General features: G+C 42.8%; 14 protein-coding genes. 7 read left to right on the top strand and 7 right to left on the bottom strand.

Annotated features, from left to right (window positions below; all coding sequences use genetic code 11):
• Positions 1 to 248: 248 nt before the first annotated feature.
• The 4 genes from V7L12_RS24730 to V7L12_RS24745 all read right to left on the bottom strand — a co-directional run bounded on the left by V7L12_RS24730 (position 249) and on the right by V7L12_RS24745 (position 9,131).
• Positions 249 to 4,148, bottom strand: coding sequence for a TonB-dependent receptor (locus tag V7L12_RS24730; RefSeq protein WP_335088366.1), 3,900 nt, complete (start codon positions 4,146 to 4,148; stop codon positions 249 to 251).
• Positions 4,145 to 5,695 (bottom strand): hypothetical protein, encoded by a 1,551-nt coding sequence (locus V7L12_RS24735; RefSeq protein WP_335088368.1) that lies wholly within the window; start codon positions 5,693 to 5,695, stop codon positions 4,145 to 4,147. Before V7L12_RS24735 ends, V7L12_RS24730 begins: the two co-directional genes overlap by 4 nt.
• 165 nt (positions 5,696 to 5,860) lie before the next feature.
• Entirely contained in the window at positions 5,861 to 6,424 is a 564-nt protein-coding gene (locus V7L12_RS24740; RefSeq protein WP_335088460.1) for a hypothetical protein, read from the bottom strand.
• 178 nt (positions 6,425 to 6,602) lie between these two features.
• Entirely contained in the window at positions 6,603 to 9,131 is a 2,529-nt protein-coding gene (locus V7L12_RS24745; protein ID WP_335088370.1) for a beta strand repeat-containing protein, read from the bottom strand.
• A gap of 829 nt (positions 9,132 to 9,960) precedes the next feature.
• On the opposite strand from V7L12_RS24745, the gene thrC (V7L12_RS24750) reads away from it, so the two are divergent.
• Together thrC (V7L12_RS24750) and V7L12_RS24755 are read left to right on the top strand one after the other, a co-directional pair.
• Positions 9,961 to 11,271 (top strand): threonine synthase, encoded by a 1,311-nt coding sequence (gene thrC / locus V7L12_RS24750; protein WP_335088371.1) that lies wholly within the window; start codon positions 9,961 to 9,963, stop codon positions 11,269 to 11,271.
• 88 nt (positions 11,272 to 11,359) lie between these two features.
• A complete protein-coding gene (locus V7L12_RS24755; protein ID WP_335088373.1) occupies positions 11,360 to 11,635 on the top strand; it encodes a ubiquitin-like small modifier protein 1 in 276 nt (91 codons plus the stop codon).
• Between the two features lie 401 nt (positions 11,636 to 12,036).
• Here the strand turns inward: V7L12_RS24755 and V7L12_RS24760 are convergent, their stop codons facing one another.
• Positions 12,037 to 13,704: an iron uptake porin gene (locus V7L12_RS24760; RefSeq protein WP_335088375.1), complete on the bottom strand. Its 1,668-nt coding sequence runs from the start codon at positions 13,702 to 13,704 to the stop codon at positions 12,037 to 12,039.
• A 255-nt stretch (positions 13,705 to 13,959) separates the two neighbouring features.
• On the opposite strand from V7L12_RS24760, the gene V7L12_RS24765 reads away from it, so the two are divergent.
• Positions 13,960 to 16,317 (top strand): hypothetical protein, encoded by a 2,358-nt coding sequence (locus tag V7L12_RS24765; protein ID WP_335088377.1) that lies wholly within the window; start codon positions 13,960 to 13,962, stop codon positions 16,315 to 16,317.
• Positions 16,318 to 16,395: 78 nt separating this feature from the next.
• Here V7L12_RS24765 and V7L12_RS24770 read toward each other — a convergent pair whose 3' ends face one another.
• Positions 16,396 to 16,590 (bottom strand): hypothetical protein, encoded by a 195-nt coding sequence (locus V7L12_RS24770; protein WP_292778303.1) that lies wholly within the window; start codon positions 16,588 to 16,590, stop codon positions 16,396 to 16,398.
• Positions 16,591 to 17,524: 934 nt separating this feature from the next.
• Between V7L12_RS24770 and thrC (V7L12_RS24775) the strand changes: the two genes are divergently transcribed.
• Positions 17,525 to 18,616, top strand: coding sequence for a threonine synthase (thrC, locus tag V7L12_RS24775; protein WP_335088379.1), 1,092 nt, complete (start codon positions 17,525 to 17,527; stop codon positions 18,614 to 18,616).
• 97 nt (positions 18,617 to 18,713) lie between these two features.
• On the opposite strand, the gene V7L12_RS24780 is transcribed toward thrC (V7L12_RS24775), so the two are convergent.
• Complete coding sequence (locus V7L12_RS24780; RefSeq protein WP_335088381.1) at positions 18,714 to 19,175, bottom strand: hypothetical protein; 462 nt, start codon at positions 19,173 to 19,175, stop codon at positions 18,714 to 18,716.
• A gap of 157 nt (positions 19,176 to 19,332) precedes the next feature.
• On the opposite strand from V7L12_RS24780, the gene V7L12_RS24785 reads away from it, so the two are divergent.
• The 3 genes from V7L12_RS24785 (at position 19,333) to V7L12_RS24795 (ending at position 21,778) form a co-directional block, all read left to right on the top strand.
• The gene (locus V7L12_RS24785; RefSeq protein WP_335088383.1) at positions 19,333 to 20,232 is read left to right on the top strand and encodes a YihY/virulence factor BrkB family protein; all 900 of its coding nucleotides are present in this window, start codon (positions 19,333 to 19,335) and stop codon (positions 20,230 to 20,232) included.
• 87 nt (positions 20,233 to 20,319) lie between these two features.
• The gene (locus V7L12_RS24790; RefSeq protein ID WP_335088385.1) at positions 20,320 to 20,826 is read left to right on the top strand and encodes a DUF4112 domain-containing protein; all 507 of its coding nucleotides are present in this window, start codon (positions 20,320 to 20,322) and stop codon (positions 20,824 to 20,826) included.
• Positions 20,827 to 20,845: 19 nt separating this feature from the next.
• Positions 20,846 to 21,778, top strand: coding sequence for an alpha/beta fold hydrolase (locus V7L12_RS24795; RefSeq protein ID WP_335088387.1), 933 nt, complete (start codon positions 20,846 to 20,848; stop codon positions 21,776 to 21,778).
• Positions 21,779 to 21,822 lie beyond the last annotated feature (44 nt).

Here is a 21,822-nt window from a genome sequence, read left to right on the forward strand (position 1 = left end):
GATTACCCTAACCCTAATCATCAATGAAGTCTGATTTACCTCAAATAAATCTCCAGTCTTTAGATTGCCCAAAATCGAGGATAATCTACCACTTGTATTCATATTTACTCTGGCGATCGCTTTTAAATAGTTAAACAAACATCTAATTTCCAAAGCAATAATGTTGAGAATTAAAATTAAGAAATTCTAGGTTAAAAATTGACGTGGTGTAGAGATTTAACATTACTAAATCTATACAAATAACTGTTTTATATTTCACGTCTTTGAATCCCTCTGGTTGCAGCCTTGAGCTTACCGACCAAAGTTTTCATCGCCGATTCCTGTGGCTGACGCGCTACAGGTTTTTGTTGTCCAAAGCCGTCAAACAATTCGTTGAGCTTAACCGTAAAGCCTAAATACGCCCCACCTGCGGAACGTGTTCCTGAGAAATCCCGGTCATCAACTTTACCAAAGACGTAACCAGCCGAAACGCGCAGATTAGGCGTGAGGTAGTAGCCTGTTTCCAGAACAAAGCCTGTCTCACTGTAGCTAGACTGACTAATTACACGAGCTTCACCCACCAAATCCCAGCTATATCCCAAACGATAGGTAGCACGTACTTGGGCCAGATTGACTGTGCTAGTACCAGCTAAATCACTAGCTATGTAAGAGGTACTGTTACGCAACGCATACTTCCCGTAGAATTCCCATTGCCAGTTAGGAGCGTAAATTGCTTCTAAAGCAAAGGTATGGTCTTGAGAACCCGTACCACTTCCTAAGAAGATGGTGTCAGGGATGGTTGATGGATTTTGGCGATATTCATAACGTAATAAAGCATTAAATTTATCGTTATTGGGGTCGCGGTAGGCTAAACCCAGTTTTAGGTTAGCAGTATCTCCCAATCCTGAAAGCTTTTGATTGGAAGAACCAGCTTGTTGATAACGTACCAAAGCTGTGAGAGCCGGAGAAATTTTACCCGCAGCACCTGCGGTAATTACTGTATTAGCACCACCAGAAGAGGAACGATGTTCGTAACGGACGCTAGCTTGAAACTGCGGATTATCACTGTATTCCAGACCCACACTGTAGCTATCACCCCCATCAAATCCGATCGCAGATGCAGCTTGACCAAAGGCGTAGGGTTGAGCGTATTGTTGACCTGCCAAAGTGCGTCCGAAGAAGTTGCCAAATACGTGTTCGTAAGCAACGTTCAGCCGCAATCCAGAAGCAATAATCCAACGGTTATTTATCCCAATTGCTCCTTGGGTAGTCATTTCGTTAGCACCACCCAAAATTGAGTAACGACCAGTCAAGGTAGTATCCGAGCCGAGTTTGTGTTCGCCGTTGACACTCAAACTGGTGATGGAATTACCTGAATATTGACCGCTAGTGTAATACTGTTGGGCTAAACTGACGCTGACACCAGGAATTACTGCCCAATTCAACCCGAAAATGGTACGGTCTGGGTAAATAGCATTTTTTTGGGAAGATAAGCTGAGTTCATTTTGGGCTTGGAATGTCAGGTTTTTAGCTAGAGGAACTGAAAAACGCGATCGCAGCTGATCGGAATTACTACTTAGGGTACTGTCGGGGATGCGGTCTTCCAGTTGACGATGAATCAAATCCAGATCGATAGTGGCGCTACCCAGGCGTTGTTGAATCCCAGCAGAAATCGTTGTCAGCGAATTATCAACCTTGCTACCAGGTATCGCCTCATAACGTGGTGCAAACAGTTCTTCAAAAGTGTCTAGGGGTTGGGGAGCAATCCCAAAATTGTCTTCGTGGTCGTATTGCGCTCTGACGTTGGTAGCTGAAGTGAGTTTAGCTGTAACCTGCACTCCATAACGGGTTTGTCCTGGGACAAAGCTGATAGTAGAATTATTGGCAAAACCCGTATCAGCAAAGCGATAATAGGCACGACCTTGAATCCCATTAGCAATCTTTCCTTCAGCTTCTAAACGGTAAGCATCACCTCTGACTTTTCCCACAACATCAGAGTCATTCGTAGAATGGGCATATTCTGCGATTAACTTACCGTTGTCACCCAAAGCAATCAGCGCATCTGCACCATAAAGTTGAAAGTCGCGCACCCCATGATTTTCTTGAACGTAGCTTGCTCCTATCCAACTTTCAGAATTAAGTTTGCGGGAAAGATTATATTGCAAACGACCAGCATAGATACTCCCGTCAGAGTCTTCGCTGTCATATTGATAGCTAACAACAATCCGACGTACCAACACTTGTCCGGTTTGATCGATATCAGTGCGAAGAATAGGTTCACGGAATAATAAAGTACCGCGATCGTAATCGATTTCGTAGTCTGGGCCTCGGTTAAGTTGTTTCCGTTCTAATACAGTCCCAGGACGATTGAGTTCTTCTAGCTCGATAAAGACATTTTCACTACCTGCTTGTAATAGTCTGCGAGAGAGGAAGTAATAACCACTAGTACCATCGGGAGCAATAGTATCCCGTTGAAATCCTTCTAAGTGGTCGCCATAGAAACCTGTAATTTGTAGGTTTCCTAAGTTGTAATTAGCTTTAAAACCGTGGAGTTGACGTGTGATAGAAGTAAATTGCTGCGATCGCCGCGCAAATTCTTCTGTGTTATAGTCACCCCACATAGCATAATCAGGATCGGAGCCGGGGATACGAGCTGAACGCTCAAAACGCAAAAATACACTGTCAATGGAAGGAGCGACTACATCAACTTTCGAGCTATCGCCGTAGACAGGATAGTTTTGCTCGCTGAATTGGTAAGTTCTAAACAGGCGATTATCGCAGTTGCAATCTTCATTAAGGCTACGAGAACTGTTATATGCACCTGTAAATAACCATTCTCCGATCGCACCAGTGGCAAATATCGCTGAATGGAAATCTAATTGGGTTCCGTTGTTTTTGTCAGGGGGGAGGAAATCACGGAAACTGCCGTAATAATTTGTACCTCTAGCGCCCAATCGTAAATCTATTACCCCCGTCACCAAACTCGGACGCAGTGCCGTTTCAAATTGTAGTTGAGTGAAGGCTTCTAAATCATTTGCGATCGCGCGAATTGTCACAGTTTCGGCCTTCAGTTGCGATCGCAACGTAGCTGTAAATTGTCCCCCTTTCGCCTCTACTTGAAATCCCGGTTCATCGGGTTTGAAGTCTTTCCCGACTAACTCCCCAGCACTGGGAATGAGCGTGACAACAGCATCACGATTCGAGCGATTAGCGTTTGCATCGATGAGTTGACCCCGGATTGTAGCCGTCGAACGTCCATCCGCCGGGATACGAGACTCGACTGTTTCTAAAGTTAATTGCTGCGGCGTTCCCCGCACTGCAACTTGCACTGTTACAGGGGATTCTGTTCCTCCAGCAATTTGTGCAGAGATGGTGTTTGCACCTTCTTTTAACGAGACACCATACCATGTCTGCGTTACCAAATTGGTGGTAGCATCAGTTTCTGTCCGTCCTACTAAAGAAGGGTCTACCAACGCCCCATTTACCCGCAATTCCACTTGACTACCAGCAGGAAACTGCACAATCACCGTGCTAGCTTGTACATCTACAACACTGTCAGCCGTCGGAGTCAGGATTTTGATTGTTGTAGGGATAGGGACAGTGGGGGACACGGGAAGATTTTCATTTACCCCTTGTCCCCTTGTCCCCGCGTCCTCTACTCCTGCAATTTTGCGTAATCCTCTAGGCAAACCTACAGAAGTTACTGGCTGAAATGGTTGTATTTCCGTTGGAGAAGCATGAAACAGTGTTTCAGTATTTTTGCGTCCATCGTTCTTGTCCTCTATTCCTGCTATTTTGCCTAAGTCTCTGGACAAATCTACAGAAGTTTTTGGTTGAAATGGTTGTATTTCTGTTTCACTTAGCTGGGCATTTGGAATTGAAGTATCAAGAGTCGATGCTGAAGAAGTTGAGGCAAATTCGAGAGGTGGAGAATTCAAAGCCTCTCCCCCTCTAAGTGAGAGGTTTGGAGATAGGTTTTTCAGATCCGCTGAAAAATCAGGATCTTTAACACCCTTATCTGCTTGCGAAGGTGAATCAGGGAAAAGGAGTTTTTCACTAGTGATTTCTGCTTTGACAATTGTTGAGTACAAAACAAGGCAGAGAGCTACTGGTATCGCCCCGACCAATCTCAGGTTAAATGTGGTTATACAGTGCAGTCTGGGTTTCATTTCTTGACTGGCTCCTGAAATGTGGGGGTGACAGCGAAGTTCATGCGTACTAAGCCACCAGGCTCTAAATGCACCAAGCGAGATTGGCTATTTCGTTCGCGGAATTTTTCGTTATGAGCTAAGGTGTAACCAGCTACACTACTGAGGTCTAGTACACCTGTGTGGTATCCAGGTAAGACATTAGCTAAGGAGAACAAACCATTAGGATCTGTAGTGATGCGGTTTCCGTCCTCTAGAAAAATCACTGCATTGGCTACTCCAGGCTCACCACGCTGTTGTTCACCGTCAAAGTTTTTATCAATAAACACCCGACCGATAATCGTGCCACAGTCAGAAACGATTCCTGGACGAATTTTCAATTGGTGCGTTGCTGGGCCATCCTTAGTACTAAAACGGTTATCAGCTCGTTGGGCATTAATGATCGCAGTGTTGCGACCAGTACCACGCAGTGCATCAGCTGTTAATTGAGCAGCGTAGGCAATATTCAAGACTTTCTCTGGGGGAATTGTTATGTCTGTGCGGAATGTCACTGTGTTACCATTGCGTTCTGAGGCGATCGTGACTAGTTGACCATCTAGCTCTCCCCGCACAGATTTCGGCAAAAACTGAAATCCTAAAGGTAGGTCGTCGGTAACAAATATATTATTCAAACCAGCATCAGCAAGATTTTTTACCGACAGGCGGTAGATTACCGTATCTCCAGGTTCAGCAGTAGCGCGATCGCCTGTTTTAATAATCTGCAACTGATTGGCTTGACACATATTTGTGGTGAATTCAAAGGCTAATAAGTCCAGTCCATTTACTTCTGCATTGGGAACTAAAACAACTGTTTGCTCTACCCTGGTTTCACCTGTGATATTGATTGGTTGACCATCCAAAGAACTAGCGACATATCGCACGACATTATTACCTTGTGTGCCAGTACTACCAAGGATTTCAATCTTGATCCGCCGCTGTTTATAGATAGAATTTGGTGGTGGATTAATTACAAAAATATAGGTTCTACCTGGATCGGTTTGACCCTTATTGGGATCGAGTAGGAAATTGTAGACACCCGCAGGGTTATTCGTAACGAAGTAGGGGTTACTATTCTCGGTATTTGGAGATTTACCACCAGGAACATTGTTATTAGAAATATCTGGCAACTCTGTTCTAGTCAGAGAAACTAAGCTGCCCAATTCTGTCCCCGTTAGATCGCTAGAGTTCGGTTCGTATACCCCAACTGAAAAACCTGTATAGTCAGGTAAAATTGTCCCAGCGCAACCTAAAATCCGCCCTAATGGATCGAGTAATGGGCTAGGACTAACATTGATTTGCTCAGAACTTCCTTGATATTGATAATTGCTAGCAGAATCCGTATAAGTATAAGTAGCTTGATTTATTAATGGCAAAGACGCAACCAGATTGTTAGTCTGTTGCGCGATCGCTGGCATAGATATAGTAGTATGCAAAAAACTTCCCAGAAGAACAGTAGCTGTTAACCGTCGCCACCAGCTACTGCTAAAAGTAATTTGCTTTTGGTTTTGAGGACGGCTCACCGAACACATCTCCTCTGAAATGTCAAGCTTGTTGTTAATAAAAGCATCTATTTATTTAGTGAATCCAGTTAAGCCAAAACCCTTTAAAAATCTCGTTTTCAGGTTTTATCTGGAAATATTGTTAGATTGCGGCTCTTTTTCGAGTCAGGAAGGCAGCGCGTCCTTGCGTCCCAATCAGCGCACTTGGGTTTGATAAGTTGCCTTGACTGTCGTCTTCGCTGCAAGTGACGGAATCTGCAAACGGATATGAGTATAAGCAGTGGCTGGGGCTGGTTTTGTTTCCACTTTGCCGCCAGGAAGAGTAACTTTAACAGTGGGATTTTCGATAAAGCTACGCCCACCGTCAATGCTGTAAACAACTTTGGCATTGTTGGCGACATTGGCAGAATTCAGCACGTAGACCATTCCTTTGGGAATAGGTTGATTAAAAGTTAAATTCTTCACTGGGCGATCGCTCTTATTTTCGCCACTCAAGGTATATCGCAATACATCTCCTGGTCGCACCACAACTTGACCTTTCAAGGGTTCCCATTTCTGGCTTTGCTTACCCTGCCCATCCCGTGTCACCACCTGCTTTTCTGCTTCTAAACGCAATTGAATTTGCCCTTGAGTTTTGATATTCTGAGCAACAGCACTTTCTGAATGCCATACATTTGCGATTCCCGGAATTTGACCGACAAATGGAACTGTAACAATGAGAGCGAATGCTCCTAAACCTGCAAGAGAAACACGCTTCATATAAATAACCTCAATAAAATTCCAGAATGTTGATTGTTGACTTATCTTTCCCAGCTTTTGCTCAGAAAAAGTCATTCCCTTATTTGCTTGCTATTTGGGGGTTGGGGATAAGGTCAAATGGTTTGCAGACTCTTCTGTACCAGAGCCTGCGAACTTCAAAGTCCCCAATCCCAATGAATTAGTTCACCTTGCGTTGGAAGGTAAATGTTCTTTGAATACCCGGTGCGATCGCGCCAGTGACAGTATCTACATACTTAGCAACATCAGTGTTTGCCGTAGTTCCAGTTTGGTCAATACCAGAGTTAGTAGCTGGATTACCACTAAAGAATTGGATGGTTGCACTCCCGGAATCCTTAGCTGAACCAACAATGTTGCTAGTATCAATTTGACCGCTGGCATCGTTGTCTAATGCCCAGTTATTGGGGCTTTGCGTACCATTTTCAGTAATCACAACTTTGTTAGCATTCAAAATCACATTCCCGGTTCCAGATTGAGGATCGGAAATATTTGTGTATTGAATTTGGTACTCAATAATGTTTCCTGGTGCAGGCTTCTTCGGATCGATACTCAATATGCCATCATTACCCTGGACTACAGGCCCAGTTCCTTGTAAAACTCGCGACACTTTCAGCAGTTTCAGGAAGCCAGTGTACACGCGATCGATAGTAATGTTGGTTGAATCAAAGGTATTATCGTTTCCACTATCCTTAATTCCATCACCATTAGTATCCGTCGTGTAGTTGTCAATCGAAGCAGTGATGCGTACTGGGAAGCCTTTGCTAATATCAGTAGATAACTGCGTGCCTAGAGGTAAATCAACTTCTACACCATAGTTGATACTTGCACCAGGAGCAACATTGGGGATTGTAATTGCTGTACCAGTTGTACTGAAAGCTCCATTATTGTAAGTATATACAGCAGACTGACTATTATAGGTAATAGTCACCTTTGTATTATTCGGTAAATCTCCTGGAATTGTTGGTGGCGTTGGCTCTATCTTCAAGACACCTGAGTCAGTACCACTATTCTTAACTGTGTTGGTGAAGCCAACTGACTGAGGATCGAGTGTACTACCAGGTGCGGTACCAGCAGGAACGAGAGAAGATTTGTTAGTGAAGTCATCGTTGGTTCCACCCGATGGCCCAGTAGCATCTGGGGCATTCTGCGGCCCGTTGAGTAAGGCTGAAGCAACCGGTGCTTGCACCGTGAAGACGTTCGCCTCACCACCTGTGCCAGTACCACTGTTGTTATTACCCGTGTCAGTTCCAGTTTCTGGAGATGCTGGAGTATTAATATAGCCATCATCAACGTTGCCGGGCGGTAGAGTATCGGGAATACCATCACCATTGGTATCTGTACCCGTAGGAGGTGTCATACTGCCTGGGGAACCGTCGTAGTTACTGGGATTTTGGTCGCCGGATTCGTCGTATATTGGGAGATTGCTGCTGGATGTTTGACCAAACAATTGAGCGATATTAGCGACGATTAAGGGTGAAGTTGCAGTTGATTTAACGGCTAGCTGAATCGAGAAGCCATTTACCGTTGTACCAGGAGCAATGGAAGTAATAGTCGCTGGATTATTGATAAAACCAACGCGAGTGACTGAGGCCAGAGAGGCTGGTGCTGTCGTAGTCCAACTAGCTGTATTAGCATTAGTTGTAACTGGATTAATGGTATAAACAGTTCGCCAACCAGGAGGTGCAGTTGGTGCTACTGCCAAATCTGTACCCGCAGGAATCGCATCAGAAACCAAGATATAGTTGCCAGGAACGCCATCAACATTGATGCTCGTACCCGTCAAAGCTGCCGGTGTAATTCCCTGCCCTGTGGGATCGTTGGACTCAACTCGCAAACTCAAATCGTAGGTCAACTTGTCATCTGTAATCGCAGTCGTGCCAGCATTGTTATAGCCACTGCGAATCTTGAGAATGCTGGCTAAAGCGTAGGTCTTCACCGTTAAACCAACCTTAATTTGCTCGGTGGCACTAGCTTCTCGTGTACCATTAACTGGCGCGCCAGGTACTTCACCAGTAACACCAGTATCGGGGTTATCTACAGTGAATATGTCACCACCATCAGGACTCCGCAGTTGGTTTTGAGCATTACCAGGAGTGTTACCAAGGGTAACGGTAATTATGTCGTTAGTTTGGGCACCAGCTTGTACAGTGACTGGCACACGCACCAACACAGTACCGCTAACCGGAACAGAGGGTGTGTCTACGCCGCCTTGGGGTACGTTTATCCAAGTTTGACCGCCGTCAGTGCTATATTGCAGGCTATTAGCTGTACCACCATTTGGTAATGTGCCAGAAACTGTACCCGGCCCAGTTGTTGTCGCTTGGTTGGGAATGTGGAATTTGGTGGGGTCATTACCGACGTTGGTCAAGGTGTAGGTGTAGATTAGTAAGTCGCCAACTGCAACATTACCGCCATTGTTATCTGTAACTCCAGACGCTGAGACGGTAATCCCAGCAACCTCTGCTACAGTGACAATGACAGTATTAGAAGTGGCATTGATTGTTGTCCCTGGATTGTTGGGATCTTCGTAGGTCGCTGTCGCTGTGTTACTGATAGATGTACCCGCAGTAGTTCCGTCAGCTAATACTGGTGCGAGAAATTGGAAAAGGCTACCAGTTAATAATGTTGTTGCTACTAGAAATTGGTAAAGTTTACGCTGCTTATTTACAGATTGATTTCGATTTACCATAGAAATAGTTTGTTTGCTGAACTTATATTTCGGATTTTGAGACAGGATAAAGTTCGGCAATTCCCTTTAAGGAATTACCGATTATGGCTGCCCAAAACGTTGAAGTTTTGGGAATGCATATTTAAGGAGTTAAATTATTGACACTCCTTGGAAATTATATTGAGACAATAACCAGAAATAACTTGTCTACTTGTTTTACGCTTACCCTTGAGAATCAAGACTGGCAATCGCAAATATGTGTAATTTATTACTGTATTTTGCTGAATTAGAGATGTAAATAGCAATGTAGCTTTTAAAGCAAAAAAAATCTTCCGTATAAATAAGTAACTTCTTTAGCTATGATATGAGTGCATCAAAGCTGAAAAATTAGCTTTATTTTGGCAACACACATAGCAATTTTAGTGGCTTAATCAAATGCTAAAAACACTAAAACTTATATATATAAATGTTTTTGAGTCTTTGTTATCAGAAATATATACTGCTCTGTAGAGTCATTTAGATAAAAAAAATTGAAAGTTAAATAAGCGATCTAGATTGCTTAAATAGGATAGCAATTTCAATAAATGCAACTTTGTCATGAAAAAATGCGATTTAATCATAGTAATCTACCGTGTTAATGCTGACTAAGGTCAGCTATTTCATTTTTTTTTAACATTAAATATATACGTGTAAATACTAAAAAAAGAGATTACTAGTATTAAAGTTTTACAAGAATCATTCCTCTCAATACCAAACATACCCGATATTTTAAGTCGGGTATGTTTGACTGGTATTTTTGCTCGTGTTAGTATCAGGCGACAAGTGACAGACAAACAGGGAAAGCTAGTTTATGACTCAGGCAATCAAAACCCAAACCCAAACCCAAACCAGCACTGCCTACTTTCAAGCCTTGAAGTGTAAGGAATGTGGTGCGGAATATGAACTCAAAGCCAGTAATGTTTGTGAGTCATGTTTTGGCCCATTAGAAGTTAAATATGACTACAACGCCCTACGTCTGACTGTCACTCGTGAAACAATTCAAGCTGGGCCCAATTCAATTTGGCGCTACCGTCCCTTTTTGCCTGTTGCAACTGACAATGTTATAGATGTGGGAACTGGTATGACTCCGTTGGTTCGTTCCCACCGTCTTGCTCGTCGCCTGGGTCTAAATAAGCTTTATATAAAAAATGATGCCGTGAATATGCCCACCCTAAGCTTTAAGGATCGGGTGGTGTCAGTCGCACTATCTAGAGCGCGGGAGTTAGGTTTCACTACTGTTTCTTGCGCTAGCACTGGTAATTTGGCAAATTCTACAGCTGCGATCGCAGCTCATGCCGGTTTAGACTGCTGTGTGTTCATCCCCGCAGATTTAGAAGCCGGTAAAATTATCGGTAGCTTGATATATAGTCCCACCCTTATGGCCGTCAAAGGCAACTACGATCAAGTCAATCGTCTCTGTTCGGAAGTTGCTAACACACACGGTTGGGGTTTTGTCAATATTAATCTGCGTCCTTACTATTCTGAAGGTTCCAAGACGCTAGGCTTTGAAGTTGCTGAACAACTAGGCTGGGAACTACCCGATCATGTTGTTGCTCCTTTAGCATCTGGTTCGCTCTTTACCAAAATTTATAAAGGTTTCCAAGAATTTGTCGAAGTTGGTTTGGTAGAAAACAAGAAAGTCCGTTTCAGCGGCGCTCAAGCTGAAGGTTGTTCGCCCATCGCCCAAGCCTTCAAAGAAGGACGCGACTTTATTAAACCAGTTAAACCGAATACAATTGCGAAATCGCTAGCGATCGGCAACCCAGCAGATGGTATTTATGCTGTGGAGCTAGCTCAGAAGACTGGTGGTAACATTGAATCAGTCAATGATGCAGAAATTATTGATGGCATCAAGTTGCTGGCAGAAACCGAAGGCATCTTCACAGAAACGGCTGGTGGTACAACCGTGGCCGTGCTGAAAAAACTGGTAGAAGCTGGCAAAATCGATCCAGATGAAACTACCGTGATTTACATCACCGGCAATGGTCTGAAAACCCAAGAAGCAATCCAAGGCTACGTTGGTGAACCCTTGACTATTGATGCTAAACTGGATAGTTTTGAACGCGCCTTGGAGCGATCGCGTACTCTGGATCGCTTGGAATGGCAACAAGTCCTAGTTTAGTTAGGAGTTATGAAGTTATGAGTTTTTTATTCATGACTCCTAACTCTTAATTGTATTCCTCACTTTTAACTCTTCACTTTGTACTTCTATGGCTGTAACAGTTTTAGTTCCTACGACTCTTCAGAATTTGACTAATAATCAAGCTAGTCTAGAATCCAGCGGTAGCACCATTGCTGAATTGTTGGACTCCTTAGAACAAAGCTTTCCTGGTATTAAATCCCGGTTGTGCGATGAAGAAGGTAAGCTACGTCGATTTGTAAATTTTTACGTCGATAGTGAAGATATCCGCTATTTAGATGGTATTAACACAGCCTTGAAAGATGGTGATGAAGTAAGTATTGTTCCTGCTGTTGCTGGTGGTTAATCCTAAAAATATCTACTAGATTTAGCAAATAAATACATGTAGGCTTGCCAGAAATGGCAAGCTTATTTTTATAGGTTTCAAATTCAGTATATCGAAAACTTTTGTAAATGAAAGGTTCTCAAGATGTTTTACGGCACAGCCGGAAGAATCTTGAGAACAGTTGAGTTTTTATATTAAATCATTTGTCAGAGAGAAAATTTCTGAAAAACCTATCAATACATACTTTTAATCTCTGTCCTTTCTCACGTTTCAATTTGGATTCCTATATGAGTCTCAACATGGTTAGGTTAAAGTTTTTTGATAAAAATTCTAGACCGCAAAGATGCGATAAATCGAACAATATTGATATGACGCGCATTCTGCGGGAAGCCGCCGAAGCTTCTTATTATTCGAAATTAAAACTAAAAACTAAAAGTACTCCGCAGAATGCCGATAGTAACTGAGTCACTATCTGGTGTGTTACCAGGTTGTAGAAGATGAATTATCCCTGGTGTAATACTGATATTATCTGTTAGCTGAAAACGATAAAATGCCTCAATTTGAGTGGTCGTACCTGGTTGTCCACCTGCACGTCCTAAACCTGTATTAATAAAATCAGGGACATTATTCCCTATAGGTAAGTCGCTACTAGTGATTTTAGGAGGTTGACCGACATAAATTCCTCCTAAATTTCCTTTGGCAAATAAATCAGGGAAATTTAGAAACACCATATAATTTGTTGTTTCTACACTTCCCGATTGTCCAGGAATATAAGATTTAGTATAACCACCCCACGCACCTGCGCTAATGTGGGTAGCAATTTGCCAAGTTACAGTCGCACCTACGGCGTTAGTTTGTAGCGGTGCTGATTTCCCAGTAGTGGTATTAACTGTAGTTAAGCATTCATTACCAACAAAGGTTAGCAAACAACCATCTGAAGCGTAATTATTAACATAATACAAACTTAAATCTAGAGTATCGGTTGGTGTTAGCAGTAATTGCACACCTGTAGTGGTGGTTCCATCAAATAAACCGCTACCTTTACCGGGATTTCCTGGTTGATAACTAGTATAAATTGCCTGCAAACTAGCGCGTTTAGCAAATTGCCAATCGATAGCTATACCACCGTGACCGTATCCCATATTTAAAATTGGGTTTCTTTGGGCAAAATAAGATAATGGCCCAGTTGCAGCACTTTCTACCCGATTGGGCCCTCGGAAAGCATAGGGCATACTTACGCCTTCTGTTCCTACCATTACTGCTAATTTATCTGTCACCAGCCAATGAAAATTGAGGTCACTTACAATCAAGTTATCTGTAGGAAATTCATAGCCAAGAAAAACATCATTCCGGGAAACACTATTGGGAAATCTAGGTGTAGTTTTTCCTTTACCATCTAAAAGACCTGTAAACAAATAACTACGGGGAGTGATTTGGCTAGTTAAATACAGTTGCGCCAGGGATATAAGATTAATGTTTGTCCCGGCATCATCTGTATCCTTTTGTCCATCTCTAGGATTAACATCACCACGATTGTTAGTTCGTCCTTGAATGCCAACTATCAGTAGTCCACTGAGTTTAGTTGTTGTTGAGAATTGGTTGGCTTTGATTTCAGCAGTTTTGGCTTCTAAACTATCGACACGACCCCGCAAAGTTGCTAATTCCGGGGTAAATTCTGACTGTAATTTTTGTAATATTGCTAAATCTTCGCGAGTGACTAAATCGCTGGTGGCTGTAGTGATTAATTCGTTGACTCTATCTAAACAAGCATTTACACCCGCAGCAAATTCATACCGACTTAAGGCGCGATTACCACGATAGCTGCTATCTGGATAGCCGGCTATACAACCATAGCGTTCCACCAAAGACTGCAAGGCTTGGAATGCCCAATCGTTGGGTTGCACGTCTTTAAGTTGAGAAACCGATGTAACTTGAGCCATCGGTTCTTCTGGGGAAAGGGAAGGGGATGAGGGAATAATATTATTGCCCTCAACTCCTATCTGCTGAGTAGTTTCTGTATTGATGTATTCTTGTGCTAATGCTTTTTGTGCAACTCCATTTACTCCCGCAATTAGTAACCATGCGAGCATCCAGGTTTTGCGATGACTGCGGCTAATAAGTCTACCTTTCAATTTTTTACACTCTGCTCACATACTTAAGTGAAGAGTGTATTCGCGATCATCTAGGGTTCACATGGGGACATTTACGGATTTTGTCCCAAATTAGACTTAATGCTTCTGGGCAACTTTTGAAAGGGCGAGTATAACAGGGTATTGGGTATTGGGGACTGGAGACTAGGAAAGAGTTTCTCAATCCCTAATCCTCAATTCTCTAATTCCGAATTTATGGCAAATCGTTCACGCAAGCTGACGCCAAAAGCCTCGAAACTAAATCAACCTCGTGCTGGTGCGATGAAACGCGTCGTTAAAAAACCTCAGAAAAAGTTAAAACGAGGAAGTTGGTTGTCGTCAATTTTAGCGATCGCAATTCTGTTAAGTAGTGCTAGTCTAATTATGGCTTTTGCCTGGATTAGTGTTCTCTTCATTTTCAATCCAGACGAGGTAAGCTGGCTAAATAAAATTTTACCTGCATGGGCACAAATCCCCCTTGGTAAGCACGAACGTCCCCAAACTCTCAAACAAATTCAACTCGATTTGAGTAAAAAAAACCAAATATTTGGGGAAACTCTGCCTTTAAATCAAGATGTGAAAACCTCATTTTTACTACCAGTTTTTCAACAACGTGCTAATTGTCAATCTGATTGTGAAGAAGTGGTGGAACTTAGGGTTTACGAGCGCTCAGAAGAGTTAGAGTTTAAATCTCAGTCAGAAAGTTACTATTATCTAGCGACTCAATTACCTATAACTGGCCCAGATGAATCCTTTGTGATTTCTTCTTTGCTTGATGGAACATCAGAACCCCAAGATATCAGTATTCCCCTACCTTTAACTGAAGTGCAAGGCTTTGAAGGTAAAACACCATCATCAGGGGTTTGGTTTGATTTGCGGGGTAAACGCCAACAAGGAACTGGTTCTATCCGCTACGGTTACGTCGTATACTACAATCCAGAACGCACGAATCTATTACAAATGTTGTCTTGGACTAGTCTTAATGGACAATTGCCCAAATGGCAGCAGGTAACTGGTGATGCTACAAAAGAGTTAGTTGTCGATAAAACAGTAGGTTTAGAACCGCACTTACAGGTTTACCAAGTCAAGCCTCTAAAGTTATTCCTCAAACCAATTCAATTGGAGGTGATTACCCTCAAATCATCAACCTTTAAGGATTCTGGATATCAAAATGCCCTGTCAATTGCCCATAGTGGACTGTGGACACCAGCTTTTGAATGGTTGAAATTCATCAAGAAACAGCGCAAAGGAGTTTTACCAGAAGCGGCGCAAGCACAAATGGATTTGATTCGCTTGCATTCCCAACTTACTAAAATTCAAGCCCAGAAAATTTGGGCCAGTCCTAGTCAAGAAGTGCTGGCAGATTTGATTGATGGTCGCTGGGAGAAAGCTTTACAGGTGTTTGAAGCGTCGCCACATAATGCCCAAGAAATTGTTACTCTACTCAAAGCTGATGAAAAACGGTTGTGGAATCGCACAGTGGCGGCGTTGCAGGTGAACCCAAATAGACGAGAGGTGCAAGCTTGGTTCGCGTTGATTTTAGCAGTTCAGCAAGGAGAAGAACAGGCTAATTCTTGGTTAAAGGCGCAACCAAAAATTACAAAAGATAATCTTGCCTATATTCAAGGTTTGTTATCAAGACTCAATGGTAAGGGGATATCGCAAATATCCTCTACTCACCCTAGTCAGATTGTTGGTACAGTGCAACCACTCACTCAAGTTACAAATACCGAATGGCTGCAACCAAATTCCCCAGCAGATTTGAAACTTACGGATAATCAAGTTTGGTATCAGGTAGAGGTGAGTGCATTTAATGACGGAAAACGCTGGCTAAATTTCCCCTTCGATAATTTCAACCCACCAAAAATTGACGCCGCCAAATTTTTTTGGAAAACTTTGGGAATCACTTCTGACCCGGAAATCCAGATTGTAGTCTGGTTGCCTAACGGAGAGCAAAAAATTACTATAGCCGCTATCAAAGCGGTGCAATTACGGGGTAAAGTTTTGCGCCTATTAGCTGCTGGCCCAAAAATTCCAGATAATCAAAACGAGGTTCTCCAACCCAAACCTTTAGCCTTGACAAATGCAGCACTGGAATGGATACAACCATCTCCCATTACTCTACGAGAACTGCATCAACAAAATCCCCAAGGGGTGAAAGTAATGCTATCGAGTCTGTGGCAATCTTTGCAGCAATCTGGTGAAGTTCCATCTGGCGCTATTCCTAGCTTTGAACAGATGCAGGAAAAATTAGGTGATTGGCCCGTTCAAGTGATTGATTTAACAAATAACGCTCAACCAGAAATAATACTGACTATCTCACCAGAAGCAATAGCATCCTTGAATCAACCTACACCTGATATTCAGAGAAAAAATACAAAACAAGGCCGTGAGCGGACTATAATTTTTTCTGATGGAAATAAAATCATCTACACTGATTTTAAAGGAAATTACTTACAAAGACTTTCTGCGATCGCCAAGCTTTCAGGGGTGCAATCCTTAGCTTTACTGGTAGAAAATGCTCATAACTACAGTTTGAGGCGCTGGTCAGAGAAAAATCAGCGCTTTGAATAGCACACTCCTAACTCAAATTTCCCCTCTACTGAAGTTTAAATTAGGAGGGGAAAAGCGCTCGCTATCGACAAGACTGATTTATTCTTCTTTTTGGTTGGTTTCGGCTAGACGTTGGTGCTTCAGGTTTTCCAATTGCTGCAACAGAGAGTCTACCTCTGCTTGTAAATGCATCAATTTAGCTTGCTGATCGTCTTGATAATAAGACTTGGTTAACTTACTGACCCAGGCAGTCTGGGACTCGCGATCAGAAACGTTAGATAAATAAGTAGGCATCGCTAATTAAATCCACAATTTAACTCACACCATTAGAAATATTATAATAATGCTCTTTTAAGCTTTATTACATTATTGTATCTTTTCAATCAATTACTCTAATGGATTTGGGGTTCACTCATAAAAGACGGTGATTATAATGGCTGTGTTCCAAAAAAAACACTGGCCCAAGTGTGTAAAGCTTCCTTCTACTGGACGGTACTTAGGAATAGCTAATTTCTAGTCTGTCAATTATGATTGTACAAACGATTATCGCCGTTTTTGGGGAATTTACGTAAGAAATTATATGTAGACTATATCAAGAATTATGCTAAATCATGAAAAAACGTAGGGCGAAGCACTTACACTTGGCACAGCCTCTGTTAATCAGGGAAGTAGAAGGCTACTATCAAAAAGAGACAGCCTCTTGCGTATTTTCCTAGATTAATTGAAGCGAATCGGGTGGGAAAATACATAGATATACTTGACTAAACCAATGCACTAAAAGCAGGTTTAACCACGGATAAATCAAAGTTTCACAGAGTTATGACGTAAGTCTCATATAGCAATCAAGTTTAATTCCTGAATTTACTTGCGTGGACAGGGAACAGGGAATAGGGAATAGGATAGATAAGTACTGAGTCTTATTCAAAATCAAATAGGAGTCCTATAGATTTGCAGATGATTTTTCACCTCGTCAGTATCCTCTAAGCTAATTTGTTGAACTGAAGGTCGCCGTGGCGGTTTATGATAAATTAACCTTCTAAATGAAAATAGCAAGTGAAACGCCTGCATTACAAAAAATAATATTCTTAATAAGATTCTTTGGGATTAGGGAACTCTGAACAGGCAACTGGTAACGAAAAATCTACTTTCTTCCTCTTTCCGATTTTGCGCTTCCCTATCCCACCCTTTCTAAATATCCAATCCTTTACATTAAGAAATTTTAAATCCCGTGACTTTGAGCCTGTCTGTTGCTACATCTCATCGCCAACCCTGGCCTGGATTGATAGAAGCCTATCGCGAATACTTGCCTGTCAGCGAAAAAACACCGATTGTCACTCTGTTGGAGGGCAATACACCTCTAATACCAGTGCCAGCGATCGCAGAACGCATTGGCAGACAAGTACGGGTTTTTGTAAAATACGACGGTTTGAATCCTACCGGCAGCTTCAAAGACCGGGGGATGACTATGGCAATTTCCAAGGCTAAGGAAGCAGGGGCAAAAGCAGTAATTTGTGCCAGCACGGGCAACACCTCAGCCGCCGCCGCCGCCTATGCCAGACGCGGAGGCATGAATGCCTTTGTACTGATTCCCGACGGTTATGTAGCGCTGGGCAAATTAGCTCAAGCATTACTGTATGGTGCAGAAGTATTGGCAATTAAAGGTAATTTTGACCAAGCACTAGAAATTGTCCGCGAGATGGCCGAAAGCTATCCGGTCACTTTGGTGAATTCGGTTAATCCCTACAGACTAGAAGGACAGAAAACAGGAGCCTTTGAAATTGTCGATGCCTTGGGTGATGCACCAGACTGGCTGTGTATTCCCGTGGGAAATGCCGGAAATATCACAGCATATTGGATGGGATTTTGTCAATATCATCAAGCCAAAAAGTGCGATCGCTTACCCCGGATGATGGGATTCCAAGCCGCAGGAGCAGCCCCCTTAGTCCACGGTCAGCCAGTGGCGCATCCCGAAACCCTAGCGACAGCAATTCGTATTGGCAACCCTGCAAGTTGGGATTTAGCGATCGCGGCACAAACCGCCAGCCAGGGAAATTTCCACGCCGTTACCGATGCCGAAATTCTCGACGCTTATCGACTTTTGGCAGCATCAGAAGGTATCTTCTGTGAACCTGCTAGCGCCGCTTCTGTCGCTGGATTGTTACAGGTGAAAGACCAAATTCCCACAGGAGCGACAGTAGTTTGTGTCCTCACAGGCAATGGTCTAAAAGATCCAGATACAGCCATTAAACACAATCACAGTCAATTTCAACAAGGTATCGCCGCGGAACTGGGCGCAGTAGCTAAGGCAATGGGATTTTAGGGCATTGGGCAATGGGATTTTAGGGCATTGGGCATTGGGCATTGGGCATTGGTTATTTCTCCCTTCTGCTCCTCTGCTCCCCTGCTCCCCTGCTCCCCTACTCCCCCTTTTTCCCTACCCCTGCTCGTTCGCGTGTCAAGCTATCAATAGCATCACCCAAGGCAGTAGTCAGGCTATTGCGAGTTTGGGCATGATTGTCCTGCTCAGTTTTCAAAGCTTGCAAGAGGCGATCGCGTTCTTTAATTGCGGTGATCAGTTTAGCTTGCAAGTCTTCCACAGATTTTAGCTGTTCTATTTCTTGTTGAATCGCTACTGGTGTCCCAGCAGCCAGTGTCTCTATTTCAAAACCTTGAAGTTTATGCAGTTCTGCCTTGAGGGAGGCGATCGTCTGTTGGGAAAGTTGGGTATCTGTGCGGCGTTGTTCTGCTTCTGTGTTGTAAAGCTGACGCCATTTTTGGGCACTTTCCCAAGCCGTATCGCGCTCGTGTTGCAGTTCTGCCATCTGCTCTTTGATTACCTGGATTTCTCTCAACCACTGTTGTGTTAAATCTTGATTCATAGATTAATAGTCATTAGTCATTAGTCATTAGTCATTAGTCAATGGTCATTAGTTAGAAACTCTCCACTCGATATTCTTGCGGTAGAAAGATAGATGCGATCGCTACGCAAAATTTAGCACAGTAGTTAATAAACCCAACCAGTTTTAACTCTAAATTATGCCAAAGCCTCGTTTTTTTCGCTTTTTTCGCCATCTTAATTGGCGCACGATTAAAAAAACTTTTTCCAGGACAATCGAAAGGCGACTTTTGGGACTCGCCTCGGAAATCGCCTTCAATGCCATGCTATCGCTGTTTCCAGCAATTCTGGCTATCCTCACAGCCATTGGCTTATTGGCAGAATCTTTACAAAACACCTTTAAACAACTGGCGGCACAACTAAGTCAAGTCCTACCTGAACAAGCCCTGGATCTGATTAGTAATTTTGCCACCACAGAAATTACCAACTCCAAAAATAGCGGTTTATTTTCTCTAAGTTTTGTATTAGCAATTTGGACTGCTTCTGGGGCGGTGAGTACCGCAATGACAGCCCTCGATCAAATCCATCAAATTCCCTCAGAAAACATCCGCCCCTTTTGGAAAGCCAAGCTTGTCTCTCTGGGATTAACAGTCGGCACTATGTTGCTTTTAGTATTAGCTTCTTTCTCAGTGTTTACCAGCGACTGGCTTTTAGGAATAGTAGTGCGCGAAAATAGTTCTTTAATCTTTTTATTGCATCTTTGGCTACTGTTACGCTGGCCTTTAGCTTTAAGTATTGTCGCTGTCGCCTTTGGCTTTGTCTATCGCTATGGCCCAAGCAAATGGAACTCAGGCACGCCAATGATGCCAGGAGCAATTTTAGCAGCTGTTTTTTGGGCAATGTTGTCTGCCCTGTTTCGGCTGTATGTGGCGAATTTTGGCAATTATAATAAAGTATATGGTGCTGTAGGAGCTGTAATAGTTTTAATGCTCTGGCTCTCAATGAGCGCTGCTGTTTTGTTAATCGGCGATCAGTTGAACGTGACTGTCGGCGAAGATATGCGCTTAAAAGCCCAGCCGCAATCGCAAGAAAAATATTAATTCGTAAATCCTTGAGAAAATGATTGCAAAAGCTCAGTAGGGGAGTAAAATATCTAACGATTCAATACAAAATTAGCGATCGCCTATATGTCTGATTCTCCTCCTCGATTTTCGATGATTGAACCTGATACCAAAGCACTCACTTTGAAGCGCCTGCGTCAGTTAAGTCGGCTGTTGGATAATGCTATTACCATTCCTGGCACAAAGATTGGTTTTGGTATAGATCCAATTTTAGGACTCATACCTATTGGTGGTGATTTTTTGGGAATAATGTTTTCTAGCTATATCATTCTAGAGGCAGCACGGCTAGGCGTATCTAGAGCCACTCTAGGTAAAATGGTTTTGAACGTAATCATTGATGGCTTGGTAGGCGCTGTCCCAGTTTTGGGAGACTTTTTTGATTTTGCCTGGAGAGCTAACACTAATAATATTAAGCTCTTGGAAGAATACTTAAAGTTTCCCAGCGAGCAAAAGAGTGCAGACAGGTGGTTTATCTTTGCCGTTTTGGCTGGATTGTTGCTAATCTCCATTGTCTTAGTAGCATTGCCCGTGATCCTAATTAGAATCCTGTGGAGCGCCTTTACAGGCGGTTAAATTGTTTATTGATAAAAGAATGAAAGATTGGTGGCAAGCTACTTTTCCCAAAGGGCGGCAAAGTCTAGTTATTAGTGATGCTAAAGGGTATCCTATACAAATTGCTTATGGCGAAAGAGGTAGAGGTAAACCGTTAATTTTATTACATGGCATGGGGAGTTGGAGCTACAATTGGCGCCACAGCGTAGCACCATTATCTAAATATTATCGAGTAATTTGTTTTGATGCCAAAGGTTTTGGTTTTTCCGAAAAACCATTGTCTCGTAGAGAAGACAATGGCCATCAAGTTATTGAGTTTCAAAGAATTATTCAGGCATTATGTGATGAACCCGCAGTGATTGTGGCCGAATCTCTGGGAGGATTAGTTGCCCTTGCTCTTGCTCAAGAAAATCCGCAGTTAATCGGACGGCTTATAGTAGTAAACGTACCTGTTTTTGCCGAACAGCTACCCCATTGGTCTATGTGGTTGCTTGCCCAAACGCCCCTAGAAGTAATACAAACAATTGACTCTTTACGTCTGACATATTTGTTTGCACCTCTATTTAGGGAAGTTATGGCAATCGAAAGACGCGGGGTATTATTCGATCCCTCAATCTTGACACAGGAAGATATCTATTGGATAACTTACCCGTTTACTGAATTGCCTGGTACGATCGCAAAAGTCGCCGAAGAGTTACAAATAGCCGCGCGAGAAATTGAGAATTGGCAAGCAAATAAGCCAAATATGCTCACCAAAATTCAAAATAACCTGAGTGCAATTAAGTGTCCTACACTAGTTTTGTGGGGTGAGCAAGATAGTTGGTTTCCTGCTAGTCATGGTAAAAAATTACATCAACATATCCCCAATTCCAAATTACAGATTTTATCTAACTGCTGTCATGATGCCTCAACTGGGGCTTCTGAGGTGTTGAATAAAACGATTCTTGAGTTTTTACAAAATACTAACTTCTAAAGAAGAATTCAGAAGCCAGAATGGGCTATGCCCCGCTGCGCTAA

The sequence above is a fragment of the Nostoc sp. genome (assembly GCF_036918245.1).
GTDB lineage: Bacteria > Cyanobacteriota > Cyanobacteriia > Cyanobacteriales > Nostocaceae > Nostoc.